This is a genomic window from Faecalibacter rhinopitheci, from assembly GCF_015234135.1.
GTDB lineage: Bacteria > Bacteroidota > Bacteroidia > Flavobacteriales > Weeksellaceae > Empedobacter > Empedobacter rhinopitheci.
Genome location: NZ_JADGIK010000015.1, coordinates 1 through 23,787, shown reverse-complemented (window position 1 = coordinate 23,787; position 23,787 = coordinate 1). Strand labels below are relative to the sequence as shown.

23 protein-coding genes are annotated in these 23,787 nt (G+C 27.3%); 11 read left to right on the top strand and 12 right to left on the bottom strand.

The features are described from left to right. Positions 1-233: 233 nt before the first annotated feature. From IM532_RS13130 to IM532_RS13120, 3 genes are read right to left on the bottom strand one after another with little or no spacing between them, the layout of a single operon-like run. Positions 234-449: a hypothetical protein gene (locus IM532_RS13130; RefSeq protein WP_194183956.1), complete on the bottom strand. Its 216-nt coding sequence runs from the start codon at positions 447-449 to the stop codon at positions 234-236. Further along, complete coding sequence (locus IM532_RS13125; protein ID WP_194183955.1) at positions 449-859, bottom strand: HTH domain-containing protein; 411 nt, start codon at positions 857-859, stop codon at positions 449-451. Before IM532_RS13125 ends, IM532_RS13130 begins: the two co-directional genes overlap by 1 nt. A 53-nt stretch (positions 860-912) precedes the next feature. Further along, positions 913-1,917: a replication initiation protein gene (locus IM532_RS13120; protein ID WP_194183954.1), complete on the bottom strand. Its 1,005-nt coding sequence runs from the start codon at positions 1,915-1,917 to the stop codon at positions 913-915. Between the two features lie 499 nt (positions 1,918-2,416). Between IM532_RS13120 and IM532_RS13115 the strand changes: the two genes are divergently transcribed. The 4 genes from IM532_RS13115 (at position 2,417) to IM532_RS13100 (ending at position 4,745) form a co-directional block, all read left to right on the top strand. Next, entirely contained in the window at positions 2,417-2,734 is a 318-nt protein-coding gene (locus IM532_RS13115; protein ID WP_194183953.1) for a hypothetical protein, read from the top strand. A gap of 262 nt (positions 2,735-2,996) precedes the next feature. After that, positions 2,997-3,308 (top strand): plasmid mobilization protein, encoded by a 312-nt coding sequence (locus IM532_RS13110; protein WP_194183952.1) that lies wholly within the window; start codon positions 2,997-2,999, stop codon positions 3,306-3,308. Further along, positions 3,298-4,185 carry a relaxase/mobilization nuclease domain-containing protein gene (locus IM532_RS13105; protein ID WP_194183951.1) on the top strand — a complete coding sequence of 296 codons (888 nt, stop codon included), beginning with the start codon at positions 3,298-3,300 and terminating at the stop codon, positions 4,183-4,185. Before IM532_RS13110 ends, IM532_RS13105 begins: the two co-directional genes overlap by 11 nt. A gap of 47 nt (positions 4,186-4,232) precedes the next feature. Then, positions 4,233-4,745: a hypothetical protein gene (locus IM532_RS13100; RefSeq protein ID WP_194183950.1), complete on the top strand. Its 513-nt coding sequence runs from the start codon at positions 4,233-4,235 to the stop codon at positions 4,743-4,745. Positions 4,746-4,984: 239 nt separating this feature from the next. Here IM532_RS13100 and IM532_RS13095 read toward each other — a convergent pair whose 3' ends face one another. Beyond that, the gene (locus tag IM532_RS13095; RefSeq protein ID WP_194183949.1) at positions 4,985-5,179 is read right to left on the bottom strand and encodes a hypothetical protein; all 195 of its coding nucleotides are present in this window, start codon (positions 5,177-5,179) and stop codon (positions 4,985-4,987) included. Between the two features lie 183 nt (positions 5,180-5,362). Between IM532_RS13095 and IM532_RS13090 the strand changes: the two genes are divergently transcribed. The 7 genes from IM532_RS13090 to IM532_RS13060 all read left to right on the top strand — a co-directional run bounded on the left by IM532_RS13090 (position 5,363) and on the right by IM532_RS13060 (position 12,148). Further along, the gene (locus IM532_RS13090) at positions 5,363-6,748 is read left to right on the top strand and encodes a hypothetical protein (RefSeq protein WP_194183948.1); all 1,386 of its coding nucleotides are present in this window, start codon (positions 5,363-5,365) and stop codon (positions 6,746-6,748) included. A gap of 33 nt (positions 6,749-6,781) precedes the next feature. After that, entirely contained in the window at positions 6,782-7,357 is a 576-nt protein-coding gene (locus IM532_RS13085) for a DUF6705 family protein (RefSeq protein WP_317173021.1), read from the top strand. A gap of 135 nt (positions 7,358-7,492) precedes the next feature. After that, positions 7,493-8,850, top strand: a protein-coding gene (locus tag IM532_RS13080; RefSeq protein ID WP_394368354.1) for an IS3 family transposase whose coding sequence is annotated in 2 segments (ribosomal slippage) — positions 7,493-7,828 and positions 7,831-8,850 — 1,356 coding nt in all. Because the reading frame shifts where the segments join, the coding sequence is not laid out codon by codon here. Positions 8,851-8,870: 20 nt separating this feature from the next. Next, complete coding sequence (locus IM532_RS13075; protein ID WP_317173020.1) at positions 8,871-9,092, top strand: DUF5694 domain-containing protein; 222 nt, start codon at positions 8,871-8,873, stop codon at positions 9,090-9,092. 272 nt (positions 9,093-9,364) lie between these two features. Then, on the top strand, positions 9,365-10,969 hold the full coding sequence (locus IM532_RS13070; protein WP_194183945.1) for a hypothetical protein: 1,605 nt from the start codon (positions 9,365-9,367) through the stop codon (positions 10,967-10,969). Next, on the top strand, positions 10,956-11,576 hold the full coding sequence (locus IM532_RS13065; protein WP_194183944.1) for a hypothetical protein: 621 nt from the start codon (positions 10,956-10,958) through the stop codon (positions 11,574-11,576). The genes IM532_RS13070 and IM532_RS13065 overlap by 14 nt, the downstream gene beginning before the upstream one ends. Before the next feature lie 8 nt (positions 11,577-11,584). After that, the gene (locus IM532_RS13060) at positions 11,585-12,148 is read left to right on the top strand and encodes a hypothetical protein (RefSeq protein WP_194183943.1); all 564 of its coding nucleotides are present in this window, start codon (positions 11,585-11,587) and stop codon (positions 12,146-12,148) included. A gap of 609 nt (positions 12,149-12,757) precedes the next feature. Here the strand turns inward: IM532_RS13060 and IM532_RS13055 are convergent. The 8 genes from IM532_RS13055 to parS form a co-directional block, all read right to left on the bottom strand. Beyond that, a complete protein-coding gene (locus IM532_RS13055) occupies positions 12,758-13,429 on the bottom strand; it encodes a 4Fe-4S binding protein (RefSeq protein ID WP_194183942.1) in 672 nt (223 codons plus the stop codon). After that, a complete protein-coding gene (locus tag IM532_RS13050) occupies positions 13,416-13,865 on the bottom strand; it encodes a hypothetical protein (RefSeq protein ID WP_194183941.1) in 450 nt (149 codons plus the stop codon). The genes IM532_RS13055 and IM532_RS13050 overlap by 14 nt, the downstream gene beginning before the upstream one ends. A 777-nt stretch (positions 13,866-14,642) precedes the next feature. Further along, positions 14,643-15,044: a DUF4279 domain-containing protein gene (locus IM532_RS13045; protein WP_194183940.1), complete on the bottom strand. Its 402-nt coding sequence runs from the start codon at positions 15,042-15,044 to the stop codon at positions 14,643-14,645. Positions 15,045-15,064: 20 nt separating this feature from the next. Next, entirely contained in the window at positions 15,065-21,526 is a 6,462-nt protein-coding gene (locus IM532_RS13040; protein WP_194183939.1) for an RHS repeat-associated core domain-containing protein, read from the bottom strand. Between the two features lie 14 nt (positions 21,527-21,540). Further along, complete coding sequence (locus IM532_RS13035; RefSeq protein WP_194183938.1) at positions 21,541-21,963, bottom strand: T9SS type A sorting domain-containing protein; 423 nt, start codon at positions 21,961-21,963, stop codon at positions 21,541-21,543. A gap of 208 nt (positions 21,964-22,171) precedes the next feature. Next, positions 22,172-22,582 carry a hypothetical protein gene (locus IM532_RS13030; RefSeq protein ID WP_194183937.1) on the bottom strand — a complete coding sequence of 137 codons (411 nt, stop codon included), beginning with the start codon at positions 22,580-22,582 and terminating at the stop codon, positions 22,172-22,174. 142 nt (positions 22,583-22,724) lie between these two features. After that, on the bottom strand, positions 22,725-23,204 hold the full coding sequence (locus IM532_RS13025) for an RES family NAD+ phosphorylase (protein ID WP_194183936.1): 480 nt from the start codon (positions 23,202-23,204) through the stop codon (positions 22,725-22,727). Next, positions 23,204-23,704: a type II RES/Xre toxin-antitoxin system antitoxin gene (gene parS / locus IM532_RS13020; protein WP_194183935.1), complete on the bottom strand. Its 501-nt coding sequence runs from the start codon at positions 23,702-23,704 to the stop codon at positions 23,204-23,206. The genes IM532_RS13025 and parS overlap by 1 nt, the downstream gene beginning before the upstream one ends. Positions 23,705-23,787 lie beyond the last annotated feature (83 nt).

Genomic DNA, 23,787 nt, shown 5'->3' with positions numbered 1-23,787 from the left:
TTTTTTGTGTTAAAACGTTGAGGGTTTTTAATTTTTACAGACATAACAACAATTTTGTTTTAAATGTACAACCATTTTGTTGTTTATGCAAAATAAAACATATTACTTAACATAAATATTATTATAGCCTTTATTTTTTATTGAAAAATATTGGTTTTTAAGCAGTGCCGTTTTGAATAAACACAAACAAAAAAAGAGCCCTTATGGAGTCCTCTATTTACGTTGTTTTTGATTTATTTGTTTCGGTCAATTTCGTCTAAAATTGAAAGTTGATTTTGGACTTTTTCCTTTTTCTTCTTTTCCTCCTTTTCAATCTTAATTGTATGCTCGTTTCCATGAATGAAAAGTATATATTCTATATACTTTTTTAAACTCATTCCATTAGAACCAGCAAGGATTGATAACCTACGTTCGGTTTCTGCATCTAAATCTATTAGCTTTCTTTTCATTATTGATCTAATCCTTTTTCTTTGGCTTCTATAAAATTGCGTTGTTCAATAGAATTGATAATAGTTTTCATTAAACTTAATTGGGTTTGATAATCTTGTCTGTTCTTTTCCATCAGTTCTTTTACATATTCTAATTGTTCCTTAATTAAGGGGTATTCCGTTAATCTTTTTTGGAACTCTATATATTCATCTTCTGTAAAATACTCAGTGATTATGTTGTCATTTTCTGTCAAATCTGTGTCATTTATTTGTCTAGATTTTACAATAGAATTAAAAATAATAGATGAGAATTTGTACTTGTTTGCTTTGATGCTTTGAGTTTCGTTTATTAGTTCATCAATATATCTTCTAGCTGTTCGTTCACTTATGTTTAGTTCGTTAGCTAGGTCTTTTAAGTCGTATTGGTTCATTGTTTTAGTTTGTCAAAAGTTGTCAAAAGTTGTCGAGAAAATGTCACAAATGTTTATTTGTTTCCTTGGAAATGCTTTTCTTCAAATAGTTGTTCAGCTTTCTTTTTTAAAGCACCTATAATGTAAGCTTTAGGATTATATACCCAAGAAGTCAATTTTTTTAATTCTACTAAAAAATCTAATAATTCTTCTTCGTGTAATTGATTGTATAAGGTTTCAAAAAGTCCAATATTGTTCTTTAATTCTTTATCTGTGAACTCATAATTATATTTCAGATAATCTTCAATATTTTTAGGGATATACCAACGATTAGACATTTGACTCATAGCTTTTTGTTTCTTTAAAGCTTCATCTTCAAATTGAGGTTGATGGATTGGAATAAAACGTACACCTGTAATTTTACGACCTGTTTTTATTGTTTCGAAATGAAAGGTATAAGGACTGCATTTGTCTAATTCTTTTTTAGCTGGTGCAATTACCTTTTGAATAAAATTAGTTGGTCTATCATATTTACCTTCTAAATTAAACATTTGTTTCAGGTTAACAATAGTGTAATTTATAGGAGTTTTTTGATTAGATAATATTTCATAAAACCTCATAGTATAAATACTCTCAAATTGCATTGCCGTCTTTAATTCGTACTTTTTAAATCCTTTTGAAAAATCCATTAAGGCTTGATAAATAAAATCAGCTACTTGAAAAGTTATTTTTTCAGCTCTATTATAATCCATCTTCACATTAAAAACAATCCCAGCAGAGTGCCATATTTTATTTTCTTTATCATCATATGAGATGATTTTCTTTTGTAGGCTTTCAAAAGCAGACTTTATTCTTTTGTGGTTTTTATCATCTTCTCCATTCAAGAATGCAGATATAGGTATTGTGTAGATTAGTGATTCTAACTGACCTTTATTTAGTGAGTATCTATTATCTAGCGTTTTACCTTCAATTAAATTTTGATTTAGTTCAATTATTCTATACAAAATACGTTTTTCATATACACTAAAGTCATATTTCGCTGTAGTTAAAATATATGATTGGATTATTTCTATATTCATGAATTGATTATACTTAGGTTTTAAAAATCAAATATAAGAATTAATTACTACTTTCAAAACTTAAAGTAGTAGTAAGTATTCAATAAGTAGTAGTTAGATGTTTATCTAGTATTCAATAAGTAGTAGTTAAGTATTCAATAAGTAGTAGTTCGGTTTTTTTAAATCCTTACAACTATTATGATAACCAGCTTGATATCTATTTTTTATCGAAAGCCGATAAGTTATGTTAGATAAGCTATGTTTATTTAATACAAAAACATCGTGTTTTTTTAGTCTTTTAAGCGTTGATTTTTCATTGAAAAATCGAACGTTTTAAAAAGTTATTTTAAAATCGTGTTAGAAAGAAGTCAAAGGAAAAAACAAAACAAAAAGAAAAAATCAAGCTGACCGCAGGTCGCACCGAGGGGCGGGCGGAATTTATTTTAAAATGCTTTTTAAGGCGTTTTAAAGAGTTTTTATTATTTTTAGGTGTAGTTTTACGGAATTAATGCAAAACGTCGTGAAAATCAAAATAAACCTTAATAAATCGAATATTAATGCCATTGTTTTTATTCTAATGAATTATGAAGTTAAGTTTGAACCTTCAAATTTCGCTTTAAAGGCACTTTTATCCATTTGCGAAGAGTTGTGTATCAAATTCGAGAAAAAAGCTATTACGGAGCGTAAAAACACCAAAAATTTCAATATTTCGCTCAAATATTACGAAGCATTTGCTCTTGAAATGATTTTAAGACAATTCTTGTTAGAGGAAAATCAAGAATTTTATATCCAAAATTCTGCAACATTAATTGCAAATCAAATTAATGTGCAGCTTTAAATATCTTTGCAAAAATTAAGTATAATAACCTCTTAATTTTGGGAGCGTGATCGGATAGAATGAATAATCATTTTATCCGATTTTTTTATATTTTTCACTGAAATTATTTAGATTTGAAAAAAAATGTTATGTACAGAAGGTCAAGATGTGTGTTTGTCATGACATTTTAAGCTAAATCGCTTAAAAATCATGCCTTCACACCCCCTCGCTATCTCCCGATGGTCGATAGGTTTTAAAATGAATTTTAAAAGAAAAAATGTAGATGGAAAAAACTAAAAAAATAGAAATAAGAGTAGATGATTTTGAGGCGAAATTGATAAAATCAAAGGCTAGAGAAAGAGGATTAACAACCTCTGAATATTTAAGAAGATTGGGATTAAATCAAGAATTAACACCTGTGCTTTCAGATGAAGAAAAAGAGATTTTGAAAGACTTAAAAAAATATCATAATAACTTTTCTGCAATCTCGAATTTGTTAAAAAAAGGAGACTATCAAAAAATGATAGAAGAGATAGATGATCTGAAAAAAGAATTAAAAGAGGTAATCCAAACATTTAGAAAAAATGATAAGTAAAGCATCATCAATTTTAGGAAGTGCTCAATCTATTAACTACATTATGAAAGAAGAGAAAAACTCTTATGAATTATGCAGAAATGACTTGATTGGAGAAAAAGGAACTGAACTTTTAGCAGAAATGAGAGAGGTTCAAAAGATGAATAACCTTTGTAAGAAGAACACATTTTCTATTGTTTTAAGTCCGTCAAATGATGCAAAACACTCTCCTAAAATACTTAGAGAATTCGCTGAAAAGCACCTTGAGAATTTAGGACTAAAAGACAATCAATATATAGCTTATGTTCATCAGAACACAAAGGCAACACATATACATATTATAGCTAATAGAATCAATGATAAAGGTAAGGCTTTAAATGATAGCTATATAGGGTTCAAGGCTCAACACTCGGCTGAATCTATAGCGAAAGAGTATGGATTGACTTCGGCTAAAGATGTTAGAAAGGAGCGAAAAATGGAGGTTGATTTTGATAAATCAATTATAAAAGAAATTAAATCTAATATATATAAAGCACATAACCAGAGCGTTTTAAATTCTAGAAATAGACGGTTTGATGAATATATACAGCAGATGTATGATAAGGGATTTATAGTTAAGCCAACAATTAATAAAGGGGGAAAATTACAAGGATTCAGAATCAAAGATAAACAAAGTGATCTTGATTTTAAAGCTTCAGAGATTCATAAAAATTGTTCTATTAAAACAATGGCAGAGAAAGGAGTGCATTTTGAAAATATAACTTTTCAAATTCCTATCGAAAACAATGCGAAATTGGTTCAAAAAGAAGAAGAAAGAAAAGAACAAATTAAAACTGAAAAACAAGAGATAAGAGAAGTTGAAAGAGTTGAGAATAGAAGTTATAGAACGAAAAGATAATGGCAAGATTAACAGAAAAACAAGTAATGGAGTTATTTCTATTAAAAATGGAAGAAGCTCAAAAGAACATAAAAATAAGTGATAAAAAAAGAGATGAAGCTATTGAAAGAACTCAAAACTTATTTGATAAAGGGAATGAAATTTTAGAAGATAAAATTAATAAAATCAAGAATTCAAAATTAGAAGTAAATGATTTGAATTTTAAAAAAGAATTAAAAAAATATGAATCTTTGATTGAACTACAAAGGAATATAATTGAGGAAGAAAGAAAAGAAAAGGAGTTTGAAAAGAAACAAAAAGAGAAAGAGAAGAGAATAATAAAAAATAGTACTATTCTTATTTTAGGTTCGATGGTTTTATTGTGTTTCAGCTTCTTTATGTACTTTGAAAATATTAAATCAAAGAAAACAATAGAAAGAGAATTCTTTGACACGCTTTATGATAAAGGTATGATTTTAAATGAAAAAGATGTTAACATATGGCAAGATTTCAAAAAATGGAAAAATAAAAATACTAATGATAGTGAAGCTTTTATAAAGATGATTAATAGAGAAGAATAGCCTTTATTTATGTATCAAAATTTCTTTCTAACACGATTTTAAAATAAAAACTGACCGAAATAAATAAATCAAAAACAACGTAAATAGAGGGCTGTAAAGGACCTCTTTTTTTGTTTTGATTTATCAGATTCGGCACTCGTTAATAGCCAATGTTTTACGAATAAAAATAAAGGCTATAATATTAATTATGTTTAGTAAGGTTATTAATATATATATGATTATACAATATTTGATAAATTTTATTCATCTAAATTAAGTATAAAACTCAGATAAGTACGTGAATAATTATCATATTTATTTTGTAATTCATTTACATCACTTACTAAATTAATTAGCATGGACTCCTCAACTTTTCCCTTATAAATATTTTTAACCTCTCTTATGTTAGTATTAAATACAAATCTTGCTACTTTATTAAGTATTAGTGGTTTCATGATATTTAATTATCTTATTTTCAGTATAATTTAATTAATATTTTTATATACATTATTTAGTTTGTTGAGCCTTTTTAGAAAATTATCCCATTTTAATTACTTATATAGATGAGTTTTATTATTTAAATATTGTTGTTTTTTTTATTACTTCTTTTTGATATTTTTAATGAATAAAAACACTATATGAACAAATACTCTATTAACTACATCCTAACATTTTTATCTTGCTTATTATTTATTGGGAGTTGTACGAATGATGATGAAATAAATGAAATCGTTAACGAAAAAGAAAATAAAATCTTATTTACATTTAATGAAGTAGAAAATATATCTCATAAATCAAGTAATATTGATTTTGAATATGCAATAAAATTCTCTTATCTATTACAAAAGTATGATAGAATCCACAAAACTAATCTTTCTGGTTTAGTGAATACTTCTAATGCTGTTAAGTATAATAAAACTCTAAAACAAAACTTAATCATTGAAAGTAATGATGTCTATGTAGAGACAAGTATGTTCTCTAAACTTATGGAAAATTCAAATGGAGATAAATGGATTGTATTTCCTAAAATAAAAAATAATACGATTCATAGTTTTATTTTAGGTCATTTATCTCAAGATAAATCAAATTTATACTTCTATACATTTGATAATAATTCTGAGTTTTATAAAAAAAATATATTAGCATTTCAAAATGCCTATGATTTAAAATTTAAATCTTCTACACAAAATAGAAGTGGTAATTATTGTGATCTAGAAGTTGATTTCGAATGTTGGTTTGAAGGCGTAATTATAACTCCTAATCCTGGTGGGGGAGGTGGTTATCCAGGATGGGGAGGAGGAGAAGGTGGTGGCGGTGGCTGCGCTGTATATGAAGATTGTGAATATATAGAACCTCCAACTGGTGGTGGAAATAGCTCAACTTCTAACCCTTGTGAAGACATAAAGAAGCAAACTAGTGACCCTAATTATAAAGCTAAAATCGATGAGTTAAATAAAAATTCTATTTTAAATAAAAAACACGAATCGGGTTTTTCACAAAATAAAAATGGCTCTTATACTAGTATTACACAGACAGCATCTTCAAATATATCAGATGGTTTAATTGTTGATATCAATTCCGATTTAAAAGGATTAATCCATACTCATCAAAACTCTTATGAAACAGGTAATTTTGATGTAAATGGAAATCCTGAAATTAGACAACCCATAAAAATGTTTTCTCCTGCCGATGTTAATGCTTTAATGAAACTAGCTCTAAATCAAAGTCACAATTCTTATGGTGATATATATGTCACTATGGTTTCTAGTAGTGGAGTCTACACTCTCAAATTTACAGGTAAAAGTTCTGATATTAAAACAGGATTCAATACGTCTTATTGGACTAATGAATATTTAAAATTTTGGAATAACGAAAAAGGTAACAATGAAACTAAATTTTTAAGATTTCTTTCAGAAAAAATGAATGTAACAGGAGTTCAATTATTAAAAGTTGATAAAAATGGAAAAAGCCAGAAAAAGTCATTAGGATCAAACAAAAAAGTAATAACTGACAATTGTCCATAATCCCAATCATTATATAATTTAGAAATATTAAATATGAATAAACTATTTTTTTTAATACTTTTTTTCTTAATGAATTTAAGTATAAATGCTCAAAACACTATTTCTTTAGATCAAGCATATCAATATATTAATGGTAATGAAGGAATACCTGACAATGTTAGTTATATAAAAGATATAAATAATAAATTAAATCCTTTTATAGGTATATGGAAAGGTTCTTATGATAATAAAGTCCTTGAAATTAAATTTGAAAAGAAAGTAAATGATGGAAACTCTGATTTATTTTGGGATAGATTATATGGTCGTCTATTAGTTAAAAATTCAATTAATGGATCTGTACTACTTAATAGTATGAACAATAATTTAACTGATACAGGTGTAATGATTGGTTCTACCTTTCAAAGGAATACATATATGTTAAATTTTGTATATAAATCTGAATGTAATGATTTTGGTATGGTTTATATAGAAAAACTTAATAATAATTCTATTACTTTATATTTCAATAGAAATTCTGATTTAATATATGATATGAGTTCTCAATGCCCTAATTATAGAGATTACAATACTCTTCTTCCTTTAAGAAAAATTACCTTAACTAAACAATAAAAATTATAGGGTATAACAAAGCCTCCAATTGGAGGCTTTGTTATACCCTATAATTTAATTGTAAATCGTCAGCAAAAAGTGGACATCTAAGACCTAAAAATTAAGCTAGTGTTTATTAAAACATTAACTTTAATTATGGCAATTTCAAAAAAGAAAACCCCAGAGAAATTTGTAAAAGATATTCGTCACAACACACGACGTATATTTACAGCTGAACAAAAGATTTTAATTGTAATGGAAGCCTTACGTGCTGAAATTTCAGTTTCAGAACTTTGTCGAAAATATGCTATTTCACAATCACAATTTTACAAATGGAATAAAGAATTTTTAGAAGCTGGTAAAAAGCGGTTATCGGGTGATATCACTCGAGAAGCAACAAGTGATGAAGTATCTGATTTACGAAAAGAAAACTTGCGTTTAAAAGAGATTGTAGCCGATTTAGTTATACGTTATGATATCGTAAAAAAAACCTTAGACTCGTTGGATTAAAAACTAGATTTAAGAAATATATGCGATTATCAGCAAGCGAAAAACACGAAATAATTCAGATTGTAACTCGCTCTGAAATTGGAGTAAAACGCACTTTAAAGGAGTTCGGAATTGCACGAAGTACTTTTTATAAATGGTATTCTAAATATCTAGAAAATGGTTTTGAGGGATTAGAATCTAGACGACATTCAATTCACCGAAAATGGAATAGTATTCCTGATTCACAAAAGGATTTAATTGTAGAATTAGCATTAGATTACCCTGAATTATCCGCAAGAGAATTAGCTTTTAAAATGACAGATGAACTTGGGATTTACATTTCAGAATCGAGTGTTTATCGAATATTGAAGCAGAGAGATTTAATTTCAGCACCCAATCATATTTTGATTTCAGCAGCGAACGAATTCAAAGACAAAACCAATTTTGTTCATCAAATGTGGCAAACAGATTTTACATATTTTAAGATTATTGGATGGGGATGGTATTATTTAAGCACGATTTTAGACGATTACAGCCGATATATTATTCATTGGGAGTTATGCAGTTCGATGAAAGCAGAAGATGTGAAAAGAACTGTAAAAACTGCAATTGAAAAAGCAAAATTAAAAACGAAACAGAAACCAAAATTATTATCTGATAATGGACCTTGTTATGTGTCAAGTGAACTAAAAGATTACCTGAAAAATACTCAAAAAATGAAGCATGTCAGAGGAAAATCACTTCATCCACAAACACAAGGAAAGATCGAAAGGTATCACAGGACAATGAAAAACGTAGTAAAATTAGATCACTATTACCATCCTGATGAACTAGAGGAAGCTTTAAATAAATTTGTAGAAAATTATAACAATCATAGATATCATGAGGCTTTAAATAACCTTACTCCTTCAGATGTATATTTTGGTAGAGCGGATAAAATTTTAGAACAAAGAGCAATTATTAAACAAAAAACAATTGCAAAAAGAAGGCAGTTGTATTTTAAAGAAAAAATAATAAATTTATAAATCTAACACTATCTTAATTTTTGATTAGAAGTGTCTCATTTATTTTGACAACGTACAGTTCGGATCTCGTTTCTTTATGGTATAAAAGAAACTTAATTATGTATGCAAATATTCAAAATCAAGTTAATAATAAAGATAAAAACATAGTTATTATTGTAGGAGCTGGACATGCTGCTATGTTTGAAGAGTTTATCAAATTAGATAACATGTTTAATCTAATTAAAGTTGATGAATTATTTTAAAGTCTAATGTATATTTTACTTTTCTATCCATAAAAAATACCCCTGAAAGTGTCTAACTTTTTGGGGCATGTCCAAATTAAGTATGGATTTTTATGTTCTATAATAATACTTATGTTAAGTAGGTTTTTAAAATTGATCAATCTTTTATTTTATAATATTTATTAAATTCCTGTTAAAAAATTAACACTTTTTTATAAATATTATTATTAATATAATCTATTTTAGTCATAATTACTTTTTAAAACACTAAAAATGAAAAAATTTTAACTACCTTGTTAATAGCCTTATCTATTACTTCTATTTCATCTTGTGATGAAGATGTCACTAGTTCTTTAATTGAAGAAACTTCTATAAATTCTAATACTCAAAATGGTAGTATTGTAAATGGAAGATTATATTTCAAATCTGAAGATGATTTCAAATCTTATTATTCAAAATTAGATTCTAAAAATTTAGAGCAAATCTCAAATGAATTAGATTCTAAATTATATTCTAAAGATTTTAATTCTTTAGTTCCTTATTTTACTGAATACACTAGTCCTGATGTTATAAAAGAATTTACTGAAACTTCTTTGAATAGTATTACATCTACTTCTCTTACCAATGAAGATATTCTAGACCATTTCGATGATATGGAAGATGTTATAGGTGACGACCTTTTTGCTGCCTTTTTAAATAATAATTCTGAAATTCAAATATCTAATGAAATTTACAAATACACTGATCAAGGGTTATTTATTGCTAGAACTGATAAATATGCTGAATTAAGTGTTATAATGGATGCTTACAATGTTCATTCATTAAATGATATATATAATATACAAAAAATAGAAGAACCTTTAAGTTACAATCCTGATGGAGGTTTAGTACAGTTAGAAGACGGTATTTCTCATTATATAAATTACCGTATTCAACCATCTGAAGGAGGTGGAGATGGAGGTGGAGGTGGTTATAGTGGTGGTTCAAATCCTGGAACTAGTACTGGTAATGCACCTGAAAATCTAGAAACTATAGCAAAAAATTTAGCAGAATGCAACTTAAAATCCCCTTTATTAGGTAATATTTTTGGGATAAGTAAAGTTTGTACAAATGAATATGAAAATAGAAAAAGAGTAAAAATAAAATACTATAAAGTTGATTTAAAACTAGCTTATATCATTGGTATAAAAGTTAAAAATCAAAAGAAAGCGGGTATTTGGTTTAATGAAAAAGCAGAGAAATTAGCTTTAGGAATCAATAGTTTATCGTGGGGATATGATCACACAAGTGATTTTACAAAAGTTAGAGAACAAAAGCTTAGTGGTATTGTTACATATTTTATCAATGATATAACTGCTGGCGGAAATAACCCATATAGAGTTTCTGGAAAACAAATATTTAGAGACAATGGATATGGACAAATATCTCATATTGGAGCCTACTACTCTCCTAAGCTCCCATTTGAAAAAAGATTGAAATTAGATGCTGTAATGGAAATAGCTATTGATAATAAAATAGTAAAAAATGAAGAAGAAGCCCGCAATATATTTTATAATTTTATTTTTGACAAAACAAAATCACTTTTTAATTCTTTAAATAATAAACATTTAAATAGAATTGGTGTTGTAATAGCTACACCTAAAGCTAAATGGATTCAATTATATGATTTTTCAAATACATGTACTGATTGTAAAACTATAGAGCACGTATTTGATTGGGGAATCATGTCTCCAAAATTTACTTATAACTTTGGAACAGGATCTGGACCAAATCCTTTAAATATTGATTGGTCAGGTGATTTCAATAGCCCTGATATTTTAGGAATTAATGCTTATGGAATGGTTAAAAAGTCTGGTAAATGGTATGGTAATAAATTCATTTTTAATGAAGATAAATAAATTTATTAATTTGTTATTGTTATTGTTATTAACAATATTCAGTTCTTGTGCTTTAGTTCCTTCAATATCTGTACCCTCATATATTATAGACAGTAATACAAATAATCTGAAATTAAATACAAAAGATGGAAAATGGTTGCTTTGTGAAGTAGCCATTCCATCTAATATTTATACAGAAGTTATAAATGATTCTAAAAGTATATTATCTCCTAAGTTTGGAAATCGTATTTCTTTTTTTTTAGAATCATCAGCACTTATACCTTATAAATTATCATTTGATTTAGATGAAAATATTTTGAATGATATAAAAAATGGTAATGATTTTGATTATTTAATATTATTAGACATTAGTATTAATAAAAATGATTTTGCTGATTATTCTCTTATTCCTTCATCAGATAACAGCGCTCAAAAACAATCCATAAGTAGGATAAATGTATACGACCTTAATACAAGAAAACTAATATATAACAAGCAGGTTAAAGGTATTATAATGTCTAATTCTTCAAGTGGTCCTGTATATACAAAAAACATTAATAAACTTGCTTTTAAAACATTCAATAAGTTATTAAACTCATTCTCAGATGATCTAGAAACACTTAATTAATATATAATATGAAAAAAATAACTTTATTAATAACTTATTTATTATTTTCTCTTTTTACAAATGCACAAGAGTCTTCTGTAGAAAAATCTATCTTTTCTGCACAAACAGGATTCTTAGGTTTTTGGATTAACAATGAATTTAAATTATCTAACAATTTTTCTTTAAAGTCTGAAATAGGACTAGATAGCGGTATATGGGGAGGTGATTTATACGATGGTACAGGGTTTTTATTAACTCCTGTTCTAACTATAGAACCTAGATATTATTATAATTTAGCAAAAAGAAAAGCTAATGGTAAAAATATTTCTAAGAATGGTGGTAATTTTATTTCTCTAAAAACTAATTATCATCCCGATTGGTTTATTATATCTAATAAAAACGTAGATATAATTAGTGATATTAGTTTTATACCTACTTGGGGTATAAAAAGAAATATAGGAGATTCTAACTTTAATTATGAAGCTGGCTTAGGTATAGGTTATCAATATATATTTTATAAAAATGAAGGTTTTTCCAAAAATGAAAGTGATGTTGCTGTAAACTTACATTTAAGAATTGGTTACTATTTTTAATAAAAAACTTATAACAGAGATTATGTAAAGTATATATGATATATATTAAAAAACTCCACGACCTAATTAGATCGTGGAGTTTATATTTTATAGAGCTTTTACAAGAGCTTATGTATCTTGTTTAACATAAAACGTGTTATAGGTTTTATTAAGTCTGTTGGTACGTCACATTTGATTATTATAAAGACAAAAGAAATCCAAGCTTATTTAATTTTTGTTACTATATAATCCTTAATTTCATTATAATTACTTATATAATACTCATTTATTTTTAAATTTTTAGATTCAGTTCTTATGATTAAGCATCTTGGACTAATTCCAAATTTCGTATACTGAAACTCTTCTTTAAAGCTTAATATTTTATATTTTTTAAAATTATTAAAAATATATAGTGATTTTTCATTAAATGTAATTGAAATAAAGTAAGAAAAAATTTCCTTTAATGAAAAGAATATAAATAATAAAAGAGTTATAACTGCTACATATAGATAAATAGGATTTTCAAAATCACTTTTATTATTCAATAATAAAACAATAAAAAACGAACTAAAAATGATAAAAATTAATGGAAATAAAGCTCTAAAATTTAAATTAGAAGAGATTGATTTACTATTTAGATTCTTCATATACAACTAAAGTAAAATTAATTCCTTGTGCAATTAAACCTACTGGTCCAGGTACATATGATGCTATATCAGTTGTAGCATTAAAGAGTTGAACAATATCAGAATTAGTAATATCTCCATCAGACAATACAGTATATGTTTTATATACATTTTCAATAGTAGATCCAACACCAATTACTTTAATTGGTAAAGGAGCTTCTTTTAAAAAGTTTAAAACTTTCCCATCTAATTCACCACCAACATGTTTTACTAAAGTTTTAATACCTTCAACATTTAATTCTTTTATTTGTTGCCCTAAATTTAATGCATCAACAATCTTACGGAAATTTGAGGTAGTATATTTTTTATGAATATAGTTAGCTTTTTCTTTTAAAGTTGTATTATTGTTGTTGCTGTTTCCTCCACTATCTCCTCCATAAAATGGAAGTTCTGTATATAAAGCACTTGTTGGGCAAATTTCTACACATTTGGCACAAAATTCTCCTAGACATCTATCAGCTTGAAAGGCCAAGGATGAGCCTGCAGAATATATATGACCATCTATATTAAAAATATAATTTTTTAGTTTTACAGCATTTACAGGGCAAACATCTTCACAAATACCACATTCAATACATATAGATGAATTAAAAAACAAACCATTAGATATATGCATAATCTTTTATAATTGATGATTCTTTTATCATTTTAATATTCATTAAGCTAATGTCAGCTTCTTCAACTGATTTTGTAATACAATTTTTCATTTTTACATAAATCTTATTATTTTTAAGATTGTATAAAAAAATAAAATTATTATTATTTTTAATAGAATTGGGTAAATCATTTTCATTAATGATAAATCCCAAAAGAGTGAAGTTAACTATATTTTTATTCGATTTTTTTTGTGATAATAATTCTCCATAAATTGAGTTATAATCAAATGAATTTTCTACATAATCTAATGTATAAATAAATGATTTTTCTACAGATTTGTTATTTTTTAATAAACTAAATGATTCATCTTCAATACAAGATGTTAATAATGTAGGACATAAAGCAAATAAACTTGAAATAGTCAAACTTTTTTTTAAGAATTCTCTTCTTTTCATTAATTAATTTTGTTTGTAGTAGATAAGGTATAAATTTATTACAATAGTATAAAAAAAACATTGAATAAGTGTAAATCGTCAGCAAAAGGTGGGACAGTTTTGGACAATTATATCCGCTATATAATTCATTGGGAATTGTGCAGCTCGATGAAAACTGAAGATGTAAAAAGAAACATGAAAACAGCTATCGAAAAGGCTCAAATTAAAACAAAAATCAAAATTATTGTCAGACAATGGATCTTGTTATGTTTCGAATAAATTAAAATATTATTTGAAAAATACACAAAAAATGGAACATGTGCGAGGAAAACTGCTTCATCCACAAATGCAAGGAAAAAAATGAACGCTATCACAGAACAATGAAGAATGTGTTACTAAACATAATTGTTATTATAGAGTACGACAAAGCCTCCAATTAGAGGCTTTGTTTATTTTATTTTGTCCTTTTTAAAATCATAAGGCTATATTAGTTTTTTACTAATTTAGACTACGCTGATACAACGTACCCACAGGTATAACAAAAATAGAAGATATAAAACCTTAGGATATAAAACTATTTTTGAGTTTAATAATAATTTAAAATTTTTAAAATATGTAGCTTAACTTAAACTGGAAATTTCAGGAGGATATCCAGTGAGTAATCTTCCCCATTTTTGAGACAACTTAAAAATACCCAATAGTAGAAATTAGTCCACCATTGAGTAAGGTTATTTATGGTTAAAATGCTGTTTATGTGCTTTTTACAAACTACCGACATATCTGATATAATACCCTATTTTAAATAAGAACTGTTTCTATTGAAACTTTTAAATTAGAGCATATATTAATGAAATCATTTGAAAAGTAAAAGCGTTCTATTTTTTCATTATCACTTTTTATAAATAATTCTAAATTATAATATTCTATTTCTGATAGTGAATTAATTTGGATAAGTATTTTTTCATTTTGTTTTAAATACATTACTAAATCTTCAATATATTCACTAAAACTAGATTGTCTAAAATTCTTACTATTTATTTCGAAACTCACAAAAGAGTAATTAATTATTTTAGAATTGGGTAAGTTATGTCTTCGTTGACCTTTATATACAACTTTGTCTATTTTTATTGGTATTGTATTTATGAATTGATTAGGGTCAAAGTTCTTTCCAAAAACCGTTATAGTACAAGTGAAATTCATTTTTTTTAAATTAATATCTTTTAATTGTAATTATTTTGAGGAGCTGTATTAGTGTAAGGCATAGTCATAAGAGTAGAGGAAATACCTAAAGTCATTAAAAAAGAAACTCTGCCTCCAATATAGTCTACAGCTTTTATTAAAATGTATCCAGACCCAACCGTTGCAGCAGTCCCTAATATAACTTTAGAATTAACTTGAGGTGCAGAGTATGCTTTAGGCTTTCCTAAATCAACCCAATCACCATATGGTTCATCTAAATTTGGGTCCGGTTGTCCAGGTAATTTATAATGTTTTGCATTTTTATGATACCAATCTTTAAATTCTTTTGGATATTTACTTAGATCACCATCTCTTTGCTTTTGTTTACCACCTCTAAATTTATTTCCTTTACCATCTTTTCTATCATTTTTACCATTACCTTTTCCTGGACCTTCAGAACTATCCTCACTTTCAAAAATATCATTGTCATTGTGCATTGCGTGATTTAATCCACTTACCACTAAACCTACAGCAGCACCTTCCCAAAAATTACCACCAGTTAATCTAGCAGCAACACCCCCAGAAACTGTACCAAATAAAATAATAGCAGCATCAGAGCTACCTAACATTTCAGCTCCACTAACATTGACAATAGAACTCACAACACTACTTACAGCTCCACTTAAAAGACTTTGTTCTATATTTCCTCCAGTAATTCCTGCGATAAACCCTTGGCTTACGGCATGCATAGAACTTTCTACAGCCATTTTCCCCATAAAAGCAGCAGATTTAGTAAAAAAAGAGGCAGTTTCGGCTGCTGGTTTTAAGACAGCGGTTAATTCTCCTATACCAGAAGCTATTGCACCACTAGCAGCACCTACACCCATACTTTTTATGAGACCTCCCCATGAAAAATAGCCATTATATAAAGCTAATCCAGTATAAACAGCTCCACCAATTATTGCTCCAATGACCATCGCTCCAATGGTAGCTGATCCAGCAATAATTAACTCTTCTCCCGATGGGTCACAATATTTAAGAGGATTGTTCCATGCATAACCATATCGATTATAATTTTGAGAATTATCAGGATCTTGAATAAAATTATCAGGGCTTAAAAATTGTTTTAGAATAGGATCGTAAATACGTCCATTCATATGTATTATACCTACTTCAGTAAAATGCTCGTGACCTGTATAGCCGTGATCTAAGAAAATGAGTTTTGCGTTTTCACCTTCCTTTACATTTCCCCCCGCATCTTGTACTTTTACAATATTTCCCCATGGATCAAATAAACGGCGTTCAATAACAGCAGCATTGGTATCGTAAATAGCCATAATCGAACTTTGAAAATCTCTTGCTAAATAATAAAATCCTTCATTAGTTGTTGTTAAAGCTGAATTTAATTCTGTAACATAAATGAATGGAGTGTCATATGGAGAGGAAATATAATTGATAATTTTAGCATTTCCATTTATATCAATGGAAATATCCATGGAACCATCGTGTGAATAGTATTTTTCAATTATCTTATTTGCTAATAAATCTTGTTTTTTAGCATAGAATCTAGCTCCATTTATTCCATATTGAAAATCTGCAAGTCCTCGTCCTTCTTCTGAAATATTTAATGGACGTTTGAAAGCATCATAAGTAATATCTTGTAATTTTCTTGCAGAATAATAAGTACCCCCTTGAGCATTTAATCCAAGACTTTTCTTTTTATACTTTTCATTTGGCAAATATGAATATTCACCTACTTGACTATTTTTATTGATTCGGCCATCAGAAAGATATGTGTTGGAATTTGTACCATTTGGAGAAGACCATGTTAACAGGCGATCAAAATTATCGTATGTAAAATTCTCTTCCCATCCAAAATGTGAATCAGTACGTTTGGTTAATAAACCATGATCTACTTGATATTGATAATCTACATTATATAACCAATCATTTCCCTTTTTATTACGAATATTGGTAATATTTCCATAAGTATCGTAGATGTTTTCGACAGAGATTAGTTCACCTAAAGTAGAATTAAGTAATTGACCTCTTTCGTTTTTGGCATTTGCTTTCCAAACCACTTTCCCAACACCTTTTGATATATCTAGTAGTAAATTTAATTCGCCATTGTATTGATTATATTGATGATTTAAAATAACAGTTTGAACACGCTTATTATTAGTCATTGTCCAAGATTCAGAGTTCATGATACGCCCAAACTCATCATAGACAAATTGTTTTCCAAAAACGAATTTAGGAGTTACTTCGTTTTTTCCAGTAATTCTAAAATAATTGTCGTACGAAATATCATTAGAAAAACTGTTACTCTCATTATTCCCATATTCCTTGACTAATAATCCTTTTTTAGAAGGATCATACGTGTAATTTACAGAAATATTTGATTTTCCTGTGGTTGTTCTTTCTAAGATCTTACCAGTACCATCATATTTATATGTAGTTGTTCCTTCAGGCATTTTTTCTTCCTTAATTTCATCATAAATAGTGTATGAATAAGTATAAGGAGTAGAACTTACTGAAGGGTCAAATAGTGATGTTCGTCTTCCCCATACATCATAGTTCGTTGTGATAACATGAGATCCATAAGTTGTCGTTTTAACTCCTCCGTGAGGAAAATAAGTGTATTTAATAGTTTCGGTTCCATTGTCAATTAATTGAGCAGTATTACCAATAGCATCTTTTGTTATTTTTTTAGAACGAGCACCTTCTACTGTTGTAACAGTTAGACCATTATAAGAATTTGTTACAACTAATCCTGTGTGATTTGTGATTTTAGTAGGCCTTAATAAATAATCATATTCATAAGTTCTCCATTGAGAAGGAGAACTAAAATAAGGTTGACTCTCTCTTAATTTACGACCTAAGAAATCATATTCGGTAGAATTCGAAATATATTGACCATTAGAAAAACCTTTTATCGTATTTTTAATATTATTTCCTACGGCATCAAAATATTGAGTACTATAGGCTCTAGTTTGATCGCTAAAAGAAACAATATTCCAACCTGTAGTGTCACGAAAATATTGATATTGAGTGATAATAGGAGCCGTACTCGAATTAGAAAGAGTAACTTTTAATAATTTTCCCCATTTGTCATATTCGGTAGAAGTTGTAGCACCAAACTTATCTGTTTCTTTAGTAACTTGTCCTAATAAATTATATTCTATTAAGGTTTCATAACCTTCCGTATCTTTTTTCTTGATAACAAAGCGTCCATTGGCATCGTATGTATTATTTATTTCTCGAGGAGGATAAGAAATCCCTATTCCTCCTGAAGGATTTTCTATTATAGAATTTATTTTTTTACCATAATCTATAATTTTTATAACATTTCCGAATGTATCGTATGTATAATCAATTATTTGTTCACCATCATTTTGAACAGTTGCTTTTGTTTTTGAAATGTTATTATTTGTATAAGTATACTCTTTTTGAGTAGTGTAAGAACCTCCATAAGCATCAACTTTAGAAACTTCCTTTATTAAACGACCGATAAAAAAATTATTACCTGTACCAGTTGTATTATGTGAATATGTATTTGTAATACTTTCTATAAAAGAACTTCCATTTCCTGTGACTGTAATAGTTTGGTTACTAATGTTTTTATAATTATCATAAAAATTATCAGTAGTTTTTTTGGTTCCTAATACAAAATCATAAGTTTCATCTTTTGTTAATAATAAAGCAAATCTACTAGGAGAGTTTGAATTTTGACTGGTTAATATATTATAACTATAAGTTGAGATATTTTTACTTATTAAGTTATTATCTATAGGGTTAGTAATTAAATTTAAATTAGTATTTCCAGAAAATGACCAATTAGAAATGTTTACATTTCTTTTTTTAGGATCAAATGAAGCTACCTGCCAAATAGGAGTATATTCGTTAATTCCATCAACAATCCAACCAGTTTGAGCAAAAAGCTTAAATCCTAATATTCCTAATCCTTTTGAATGAGATGTTAAATCAGAATATTTGAACTCTCTATATTTTTGTTTGTTATTAATTGTTACTGATAACCTTGAAACAACTTTAACATCTGGTAATTGTTTTATTTCAGTAAAAGGAAATGATTCAGAATTAGTCGAAAAATATACACCAGCTACAGATCCTAAACCATTATTAGAGGAATTAGGCTTTAAATTAGCATATTGTATATTAGTTTCTATTGATTCCCCAGCTTCTTTTATAGAAGTAATTAATTTATCTTGCGATATATCTTTTTTGAAGTTTCCTTTCCAAATCTGGTCACCTTGAATGAAAATAATGTTATTGGAATTATTAAAGTTTCCTGTTAATAAATGTATAGCGTCATTGTAACCATATTGAGAATAGATTTGTTTATATTCTTCAGCTCCAAAAACAACTTTTCCATTGCTGTCAACTCCCATGTTTGCTCTAAATCTAAAATGACCTCTAGCATTTCTGTCACAATCTCCAACAGCAACAGTTACACAGTAAGATTCATATTCATTCTCTAGTAAATCACTTTTACCATCATTATTTAAATCAACAGCTCTATAACTTCTAATCTTTACTCTTCTATCAAACGGAGCTCCAGGCCCCCATTCTGGTTCATATGGGTGAAAGTTGGTATATGATATTTTTTCAAATTCATTACCTTTGGCTACATACATCATCCAATCAGAACTTTTATTAGCAACAGGAACTAAAAAATCAGTTTTTCCATCCCCATTATAATCTCCCCATACTAATTGTTTTTTAGGATCATCTTTTTTATTGTATTCTGGAATATGACCTGAAGCAAGTTTTTCAATTTCTTGTGAATTCTTAAATGTATAAACATTATAGTATCCATAATCATTGATATTTATAATATCGTCTTTTCCGTCACCATTAAAATCTAATATAAATTGCTCATCTTCATATAACATGGCAGATCCATTCACTCTAAATGAAGCTTCAGAGTCTAAAAGAAGAGGATTCATATCAATGTAATAAGGAGATATAGAATGTTTTGAATAGTGGGGATTACACCCTGGTTCAGGCCTTAGAGCTCCGCCATTATTCCAATCAAGATCAACATAAATATTTTCTACTGAATATTGGCCCAATAGTATATAATCAGAGATTCCATCCCCATTAAAATCTCCTGTAATAAATCTTGTAGTTGGAGTTCCCGTATACATTTCTATTTGATCTAGAGGTCTGTTCATACATCCATCAGAATTAATAATATAATTAAGATAGGGGTATGAAATAGTTCTAGTATAATTATCTGATAATTGATTAGTAGAAGTATTTAGAACTTGAGGTTTTAAATATAATTGATGGTTTGTAGGAAGACTATGATTAGAATATGATCCATAATCAGTATTATTTGTTTTGTAAACTAAAGACTGTCTTTGTAGCAACTTATTATCAAATAATGTATTTATTGGAGGTATACTTGCGCCAACAGGAATAGATATCCAATTATCATTATTATCAATTTTATTAAGAAACATTTTATATCCAGATTCTTTTACAATAAAATCAATTTGTCCATTTCCATCAAAATCACCTGAATGCTCAACTTTGTCTAAATAGAAACTTCCATTAGATTTATAGTAATCAAAATTATCTGAAAATCCTGTAGATGAAAAGTTATATTTAAATATGACAGGGTTAGCAGCTTCATTAGCACCATTTAATTCTTGAATTCTTTCAACAAATTGATAATTTAACTCATTTTTAATATGAGAAAATTGATATGTTTTAAAGATAGAATTTCCTGTTGTTACCGTAATTCTACTTAAAATTTTATTAGTTGTTAATTTATTTCCATATAAATAGCCTGATTCAGGTCTAATTCTAGGGTCATAAAAAAAATCTATAGAATTTTGATATCCAGTAGCTTTATTGTCATTTCCACTCCAAATAATTTTAGAAGGATATATAACGTTTCCATCTTTAATATATTCATATTTTACGTAATTTCCATTAGAGTCAACCCATTTTGTTATTTGATATTCAGAAATACCTTTGGCATCTGTATTATTACCATAATAAGCAATAGAACCATCAGGAAAGTTAATAGTAAATGAGTCAGGGTTTTCTGGACTTCCATTAGCTATTATTTTCATATTTGAAAAATTCTCTGTTCCAAATATGTTATTACCTAAATTTATAAGTCGCTGACCATCTAATAAAAACTGATCATTAGAATCAAAATCTACAGCATCTATATATCCATCTAAATCTAGGCGTGTTGCTGTTCTGTTAATTGAAGAAATCCCAGTTAAATTCCAACCATATCCAGCAATTCCATTATTTGAAGAACTTGAATATGTAATAGATAATTGAGGAGCGACATTTTTAATTCCAGGAGGCAGCGCTATAGGTAATTTATAAGTAGCAGAACCTGAGGCGTCTACCATTGTTTCTCCTTTTGTGTCTTGAAAATTAATAGTTTGAGCATTTGTAATAGAAGAGGTACAAATACTTAATCCTACTAATAAAAAAAAGTAGAATATTTTTTTCATATTAGTGTAAGGTGTTATTTTTTGATAATTGTTTTTGAATAAACTCTACTATCAGATAAGACAAACTGAATAATGTAAAGCCCAGAATTGTAAGTCGACATATTAACACTAACTTGACTATCATTATTATTCAAATTCTCTTTATAGAAGTATTTCAATTGATTATGATCATAAATACCAATCGAAAATATTTTTCCTAAAATTTCATTATCCCATTTAATGGTTAATTCATTTTGAACAGGAATAGGAAATAATTGGATATGTTCGAGAAAATCGTCTTGGGCTTCTGTTTTTGGCCCTACTATAATAAGAGATCTAAAACTTCGTTTAACTTGATTCCCTGAAGCATCATAAGAAAAATCTAAAGCAGATGTCACGGGTATAGCTGTAGGGTTAACATCTATAATTTGAGAAAAGGAATAACTTCCCAAGCACATAAAAGCGAGTATAATTTTATTCATAAATAGTTTGTTGTCAATAAGTTTTCTAACTTAATTATAAAAAATGAGAATTCAAATAGGAGTTAGAATAATAAACAATTAAATAAAAATCATCTACTTAACATAATATATATTATAGAACAAAAAATCCATACTGAATCAAGTATAGATTTTTATATATTACTTTACGTAAATTCTATTATAATTATTTTCTTAATTTAATAGAAATAACTCCAAAAACAGCCCCAAAATAACCTCCTAAATAATCAGATTTAACAGATTTCTCATATGTAAATTCTTTTATTTTAGAAGGGCTTATATCTTTAAAATCTGAAGATTTTTTAATGATTTTTTTATCATTTTCATCAATTAAAAGAACATAATACTCCCCTTTTTTAATTATAGGTAAAGCTCCCTTGTTATAATATTTACTAGAATTAACATAAGTATCTTCTATGTATGTTTGTAAATCAATAACATTTGATTTTTCAATATTTGATGTATCAATTAATGATTTAATAGATGATTTTGGTAAACCATTCTTTGTTGTCTCTTCTTGTGAAAAAACAACAGAACAGCTTAATACAAGATTAAGTAATAATATTTTTTTTAACATATAGTCTAATTTTCAAAATAATGTCTTTTTAAAGTGAAAAACTAATATAATATTAATATCAGACAATTAATTATAGAATCACTCACTTAACATAAATTTTATTATAGAACAATATAGATTAACAAAAAATGAGTCTAAATAATTATTTAGACTCATTTTTTGTTAATCTAGGATCAAATTTAAAAGGGTATTTTTTTATAACCTTAATCCTTTTTATTTCAGGATGTAGAGGATTAATTAAGTAATTATGCTCTTGAGTGATTATACTACTAGGTACTTTTAATATAGCAGCTTCATTTTCTAAAACAAAATCATCTCCAATTACTTGAGTTGAAATTGTTGCCGGTTTTGAATCCCAATCATTAGGCAAATCATTAATATCAACCTCCATGATTAAAATATCATCAGGTATTTCAATTTCAACAATAAAACGATCATTAGGTAAATCTTCTGTAAGATCTAAATGTACTGAAACTTCTAAAGTAGATAATGCTCTACTATCAGCTGTGTAAACCAATCTTGTATTTAAACTATTCCATCTAAATCCACTTGATAAAGAAGCTCCAATACCTTTTAATGTATCGTCTAAATATTTTTCTCTTTCAATTCTATATACGATCATTATGCGAGATTTCCATATTCTAGTCGATTAAGACTATATTTCACTTCATTAATTCCAGTTATAGTGTCTAATAAACTCTCAGGAGTAACTCCTCCTAAAGAAACATTTGGTTTGTATAACCATCTTTGAAACTTATCTACTTCTTCGTTGAATACTTCAATTCCATAATCGATTAATTCAGATATTAGAATTATTAATTCACTATCTCTACTATCTAATAAAGAATGTTCTACTTTCTTTTTATTGTATGTAGTTTGAGGAACTCCTACAATTTTTAATATGGATTTTATAGGTGTATTCAAACGTTCGCTAATAACCTCAATAGATTGATAAGGAATCCCATTTCTAATTACATTAACACGTTCAATTTTATTACTCCAAGTATAAATTTTATTATCAGATTCTAATTTCCATAAACGATTAGATTTGCCTTTATTCCTTGAATTAGTAATGCTTTTTTTTGTGTTAAAACGTTGAGGGTTTTTAATTTTTACAGACATAACAACAATTTTGTTTTAAATGTACAACCATTTTGTTGTTTATGCAAAATAAAACATATTACTTAACATAAATATTATTATAG

Excerpts from the sequence above, each read along its gene's own strand:
- IM532_RS13050 (WP_194183941.1), bottom strand. The coding sequence starts at position 13,865 with ATGAAAAGAAGAGAATTCTTAAAAAAAAGTTTGACTATTTCAAGTTTA.
- IM532_RS13025 (WP_194183936.1), bottom strand. The coding sequence starts at position 23,204 with ATGATCGTATATAGAATTGAAAGAGAAAAATATTTAGACGATACATTA.
- IM532_RS13105 (WP_194183951.1), top strand. The coding sequence starts at position 3,298 with ATGATAAGTAAAGCATCATCAATTTTAGGAAGTGCTCAATCTATTAAC.
- IM532_RS13100 (WP_194183950.1), top strand. The coding sequence starts at position 4,233 with ATGGAAGAAGCTCAAAAGAACATAAAAATAAGTGATAAAAAAAGAGAT.
- IM532_RS13055 (WP_194183942.1), bottom strand. The coding sequence starts at position 13,429 with ATGCATATATCTAATGGTTTGTTTTTTAATTCATCTATATGTATTGAA.
- IM532_RS13130 (WP_194183956.1), bottom strand. The coding sequence starts at position 449 with ATGAAAAGAAAGCTAATAGATTTAGATGCAGAAACCGAACGTAGGTTA.
- parS (WP_194183935.1), bottom strand. The coding sequence starts at position 23,704 with ATGTCTGTAAAAATTAAAAACCCTCAACGTTTTAACACAAAAAAAAGC.
- IM532_RS13125 (WP_194183955.1), bottom strand. The coding sequence starts at position 859 with ATGAACCAATACGACTTAAAAGACCTAGCTAACGAACTAAACATAAGT.
- IM532_RS13040 (WP_194183939.1), bottom strand. The coding sequence starts at position 21,526 with ATGAAAAAAATATTCTACTTTTTTTTATTAGTAGGATTAAGTATTTGT.
- IM532_RS13060 (WP_194183943.1), top strand. The coding sequence starts at position 11,585 with ATGAAAAAAATAACTTTATTAATAACTTATTTATTATTTTCTCTTTTT.
- IM532_RS13110 (WP_194183952.1), top strand. The coding sequence starts at position 2,997 with ATGGAAAAAACTAAAAAAATAGAAATAAGAGTAGATGATTTTGAGGCG.
- IM532_RS13030 (WP_194183937.1), bottom strand. The coding sequence starts at position 22,582 with ATGTTAAAAAAAATATTATTACTTAATCTTGTATTAAGCTGTTCTGTT.
- IM532_RS13120 (WP_194183954.1), bottom strand. The coding sequence starts at position 1,917 with ATGAATATAGAAATAATCCAATCATATATTTTAACTACAGCGAAATAT.
- IM532_RS13065 (WP_194183944.1), top strand. The coding sequence starts at position 10,956 with ATGAAGATAAATAAATTTATTAATTTGTTATTGTTATTGTTATTAACA.
- IM532_RS13085 (WP_317173021.1), top strand. The coding sequence starts at position 6,782 with ATGAATAAACTATTTTTTTTAATACTTTTTTTCTTAATGAATTTAAGT.
- IM532_RS13090 (WP_194183948.1), top strand. The coding sequence starts at position 5,363 with ATGAACAAATACTCTATTAACTACATCCTAACATTTTTATCTTGCTTA.
- IM532_RS13035 (WP_194183938.1), bottom strand. The coding sequence starts at position 21,963 with ATGTGCTTGGGAAGTTATTCCTTTTCTCAAATTATAGATGTTAACCCT.
- IM532_RS13045 (WP_194183940.1), bottom strand. The coding sequence starts at position 15,044 with ATGAATTTCACTTGTACTATAACGGTTTTTGGAAAGAACTTTGACCCT.
- IM532_RS13095 (WP_194183949.1), bottom strand. The coding sequence starts at position 5,179 with ATGAAACCACTAATACTTAATAAAGTAGCAAGATTTGTATTTAATACT.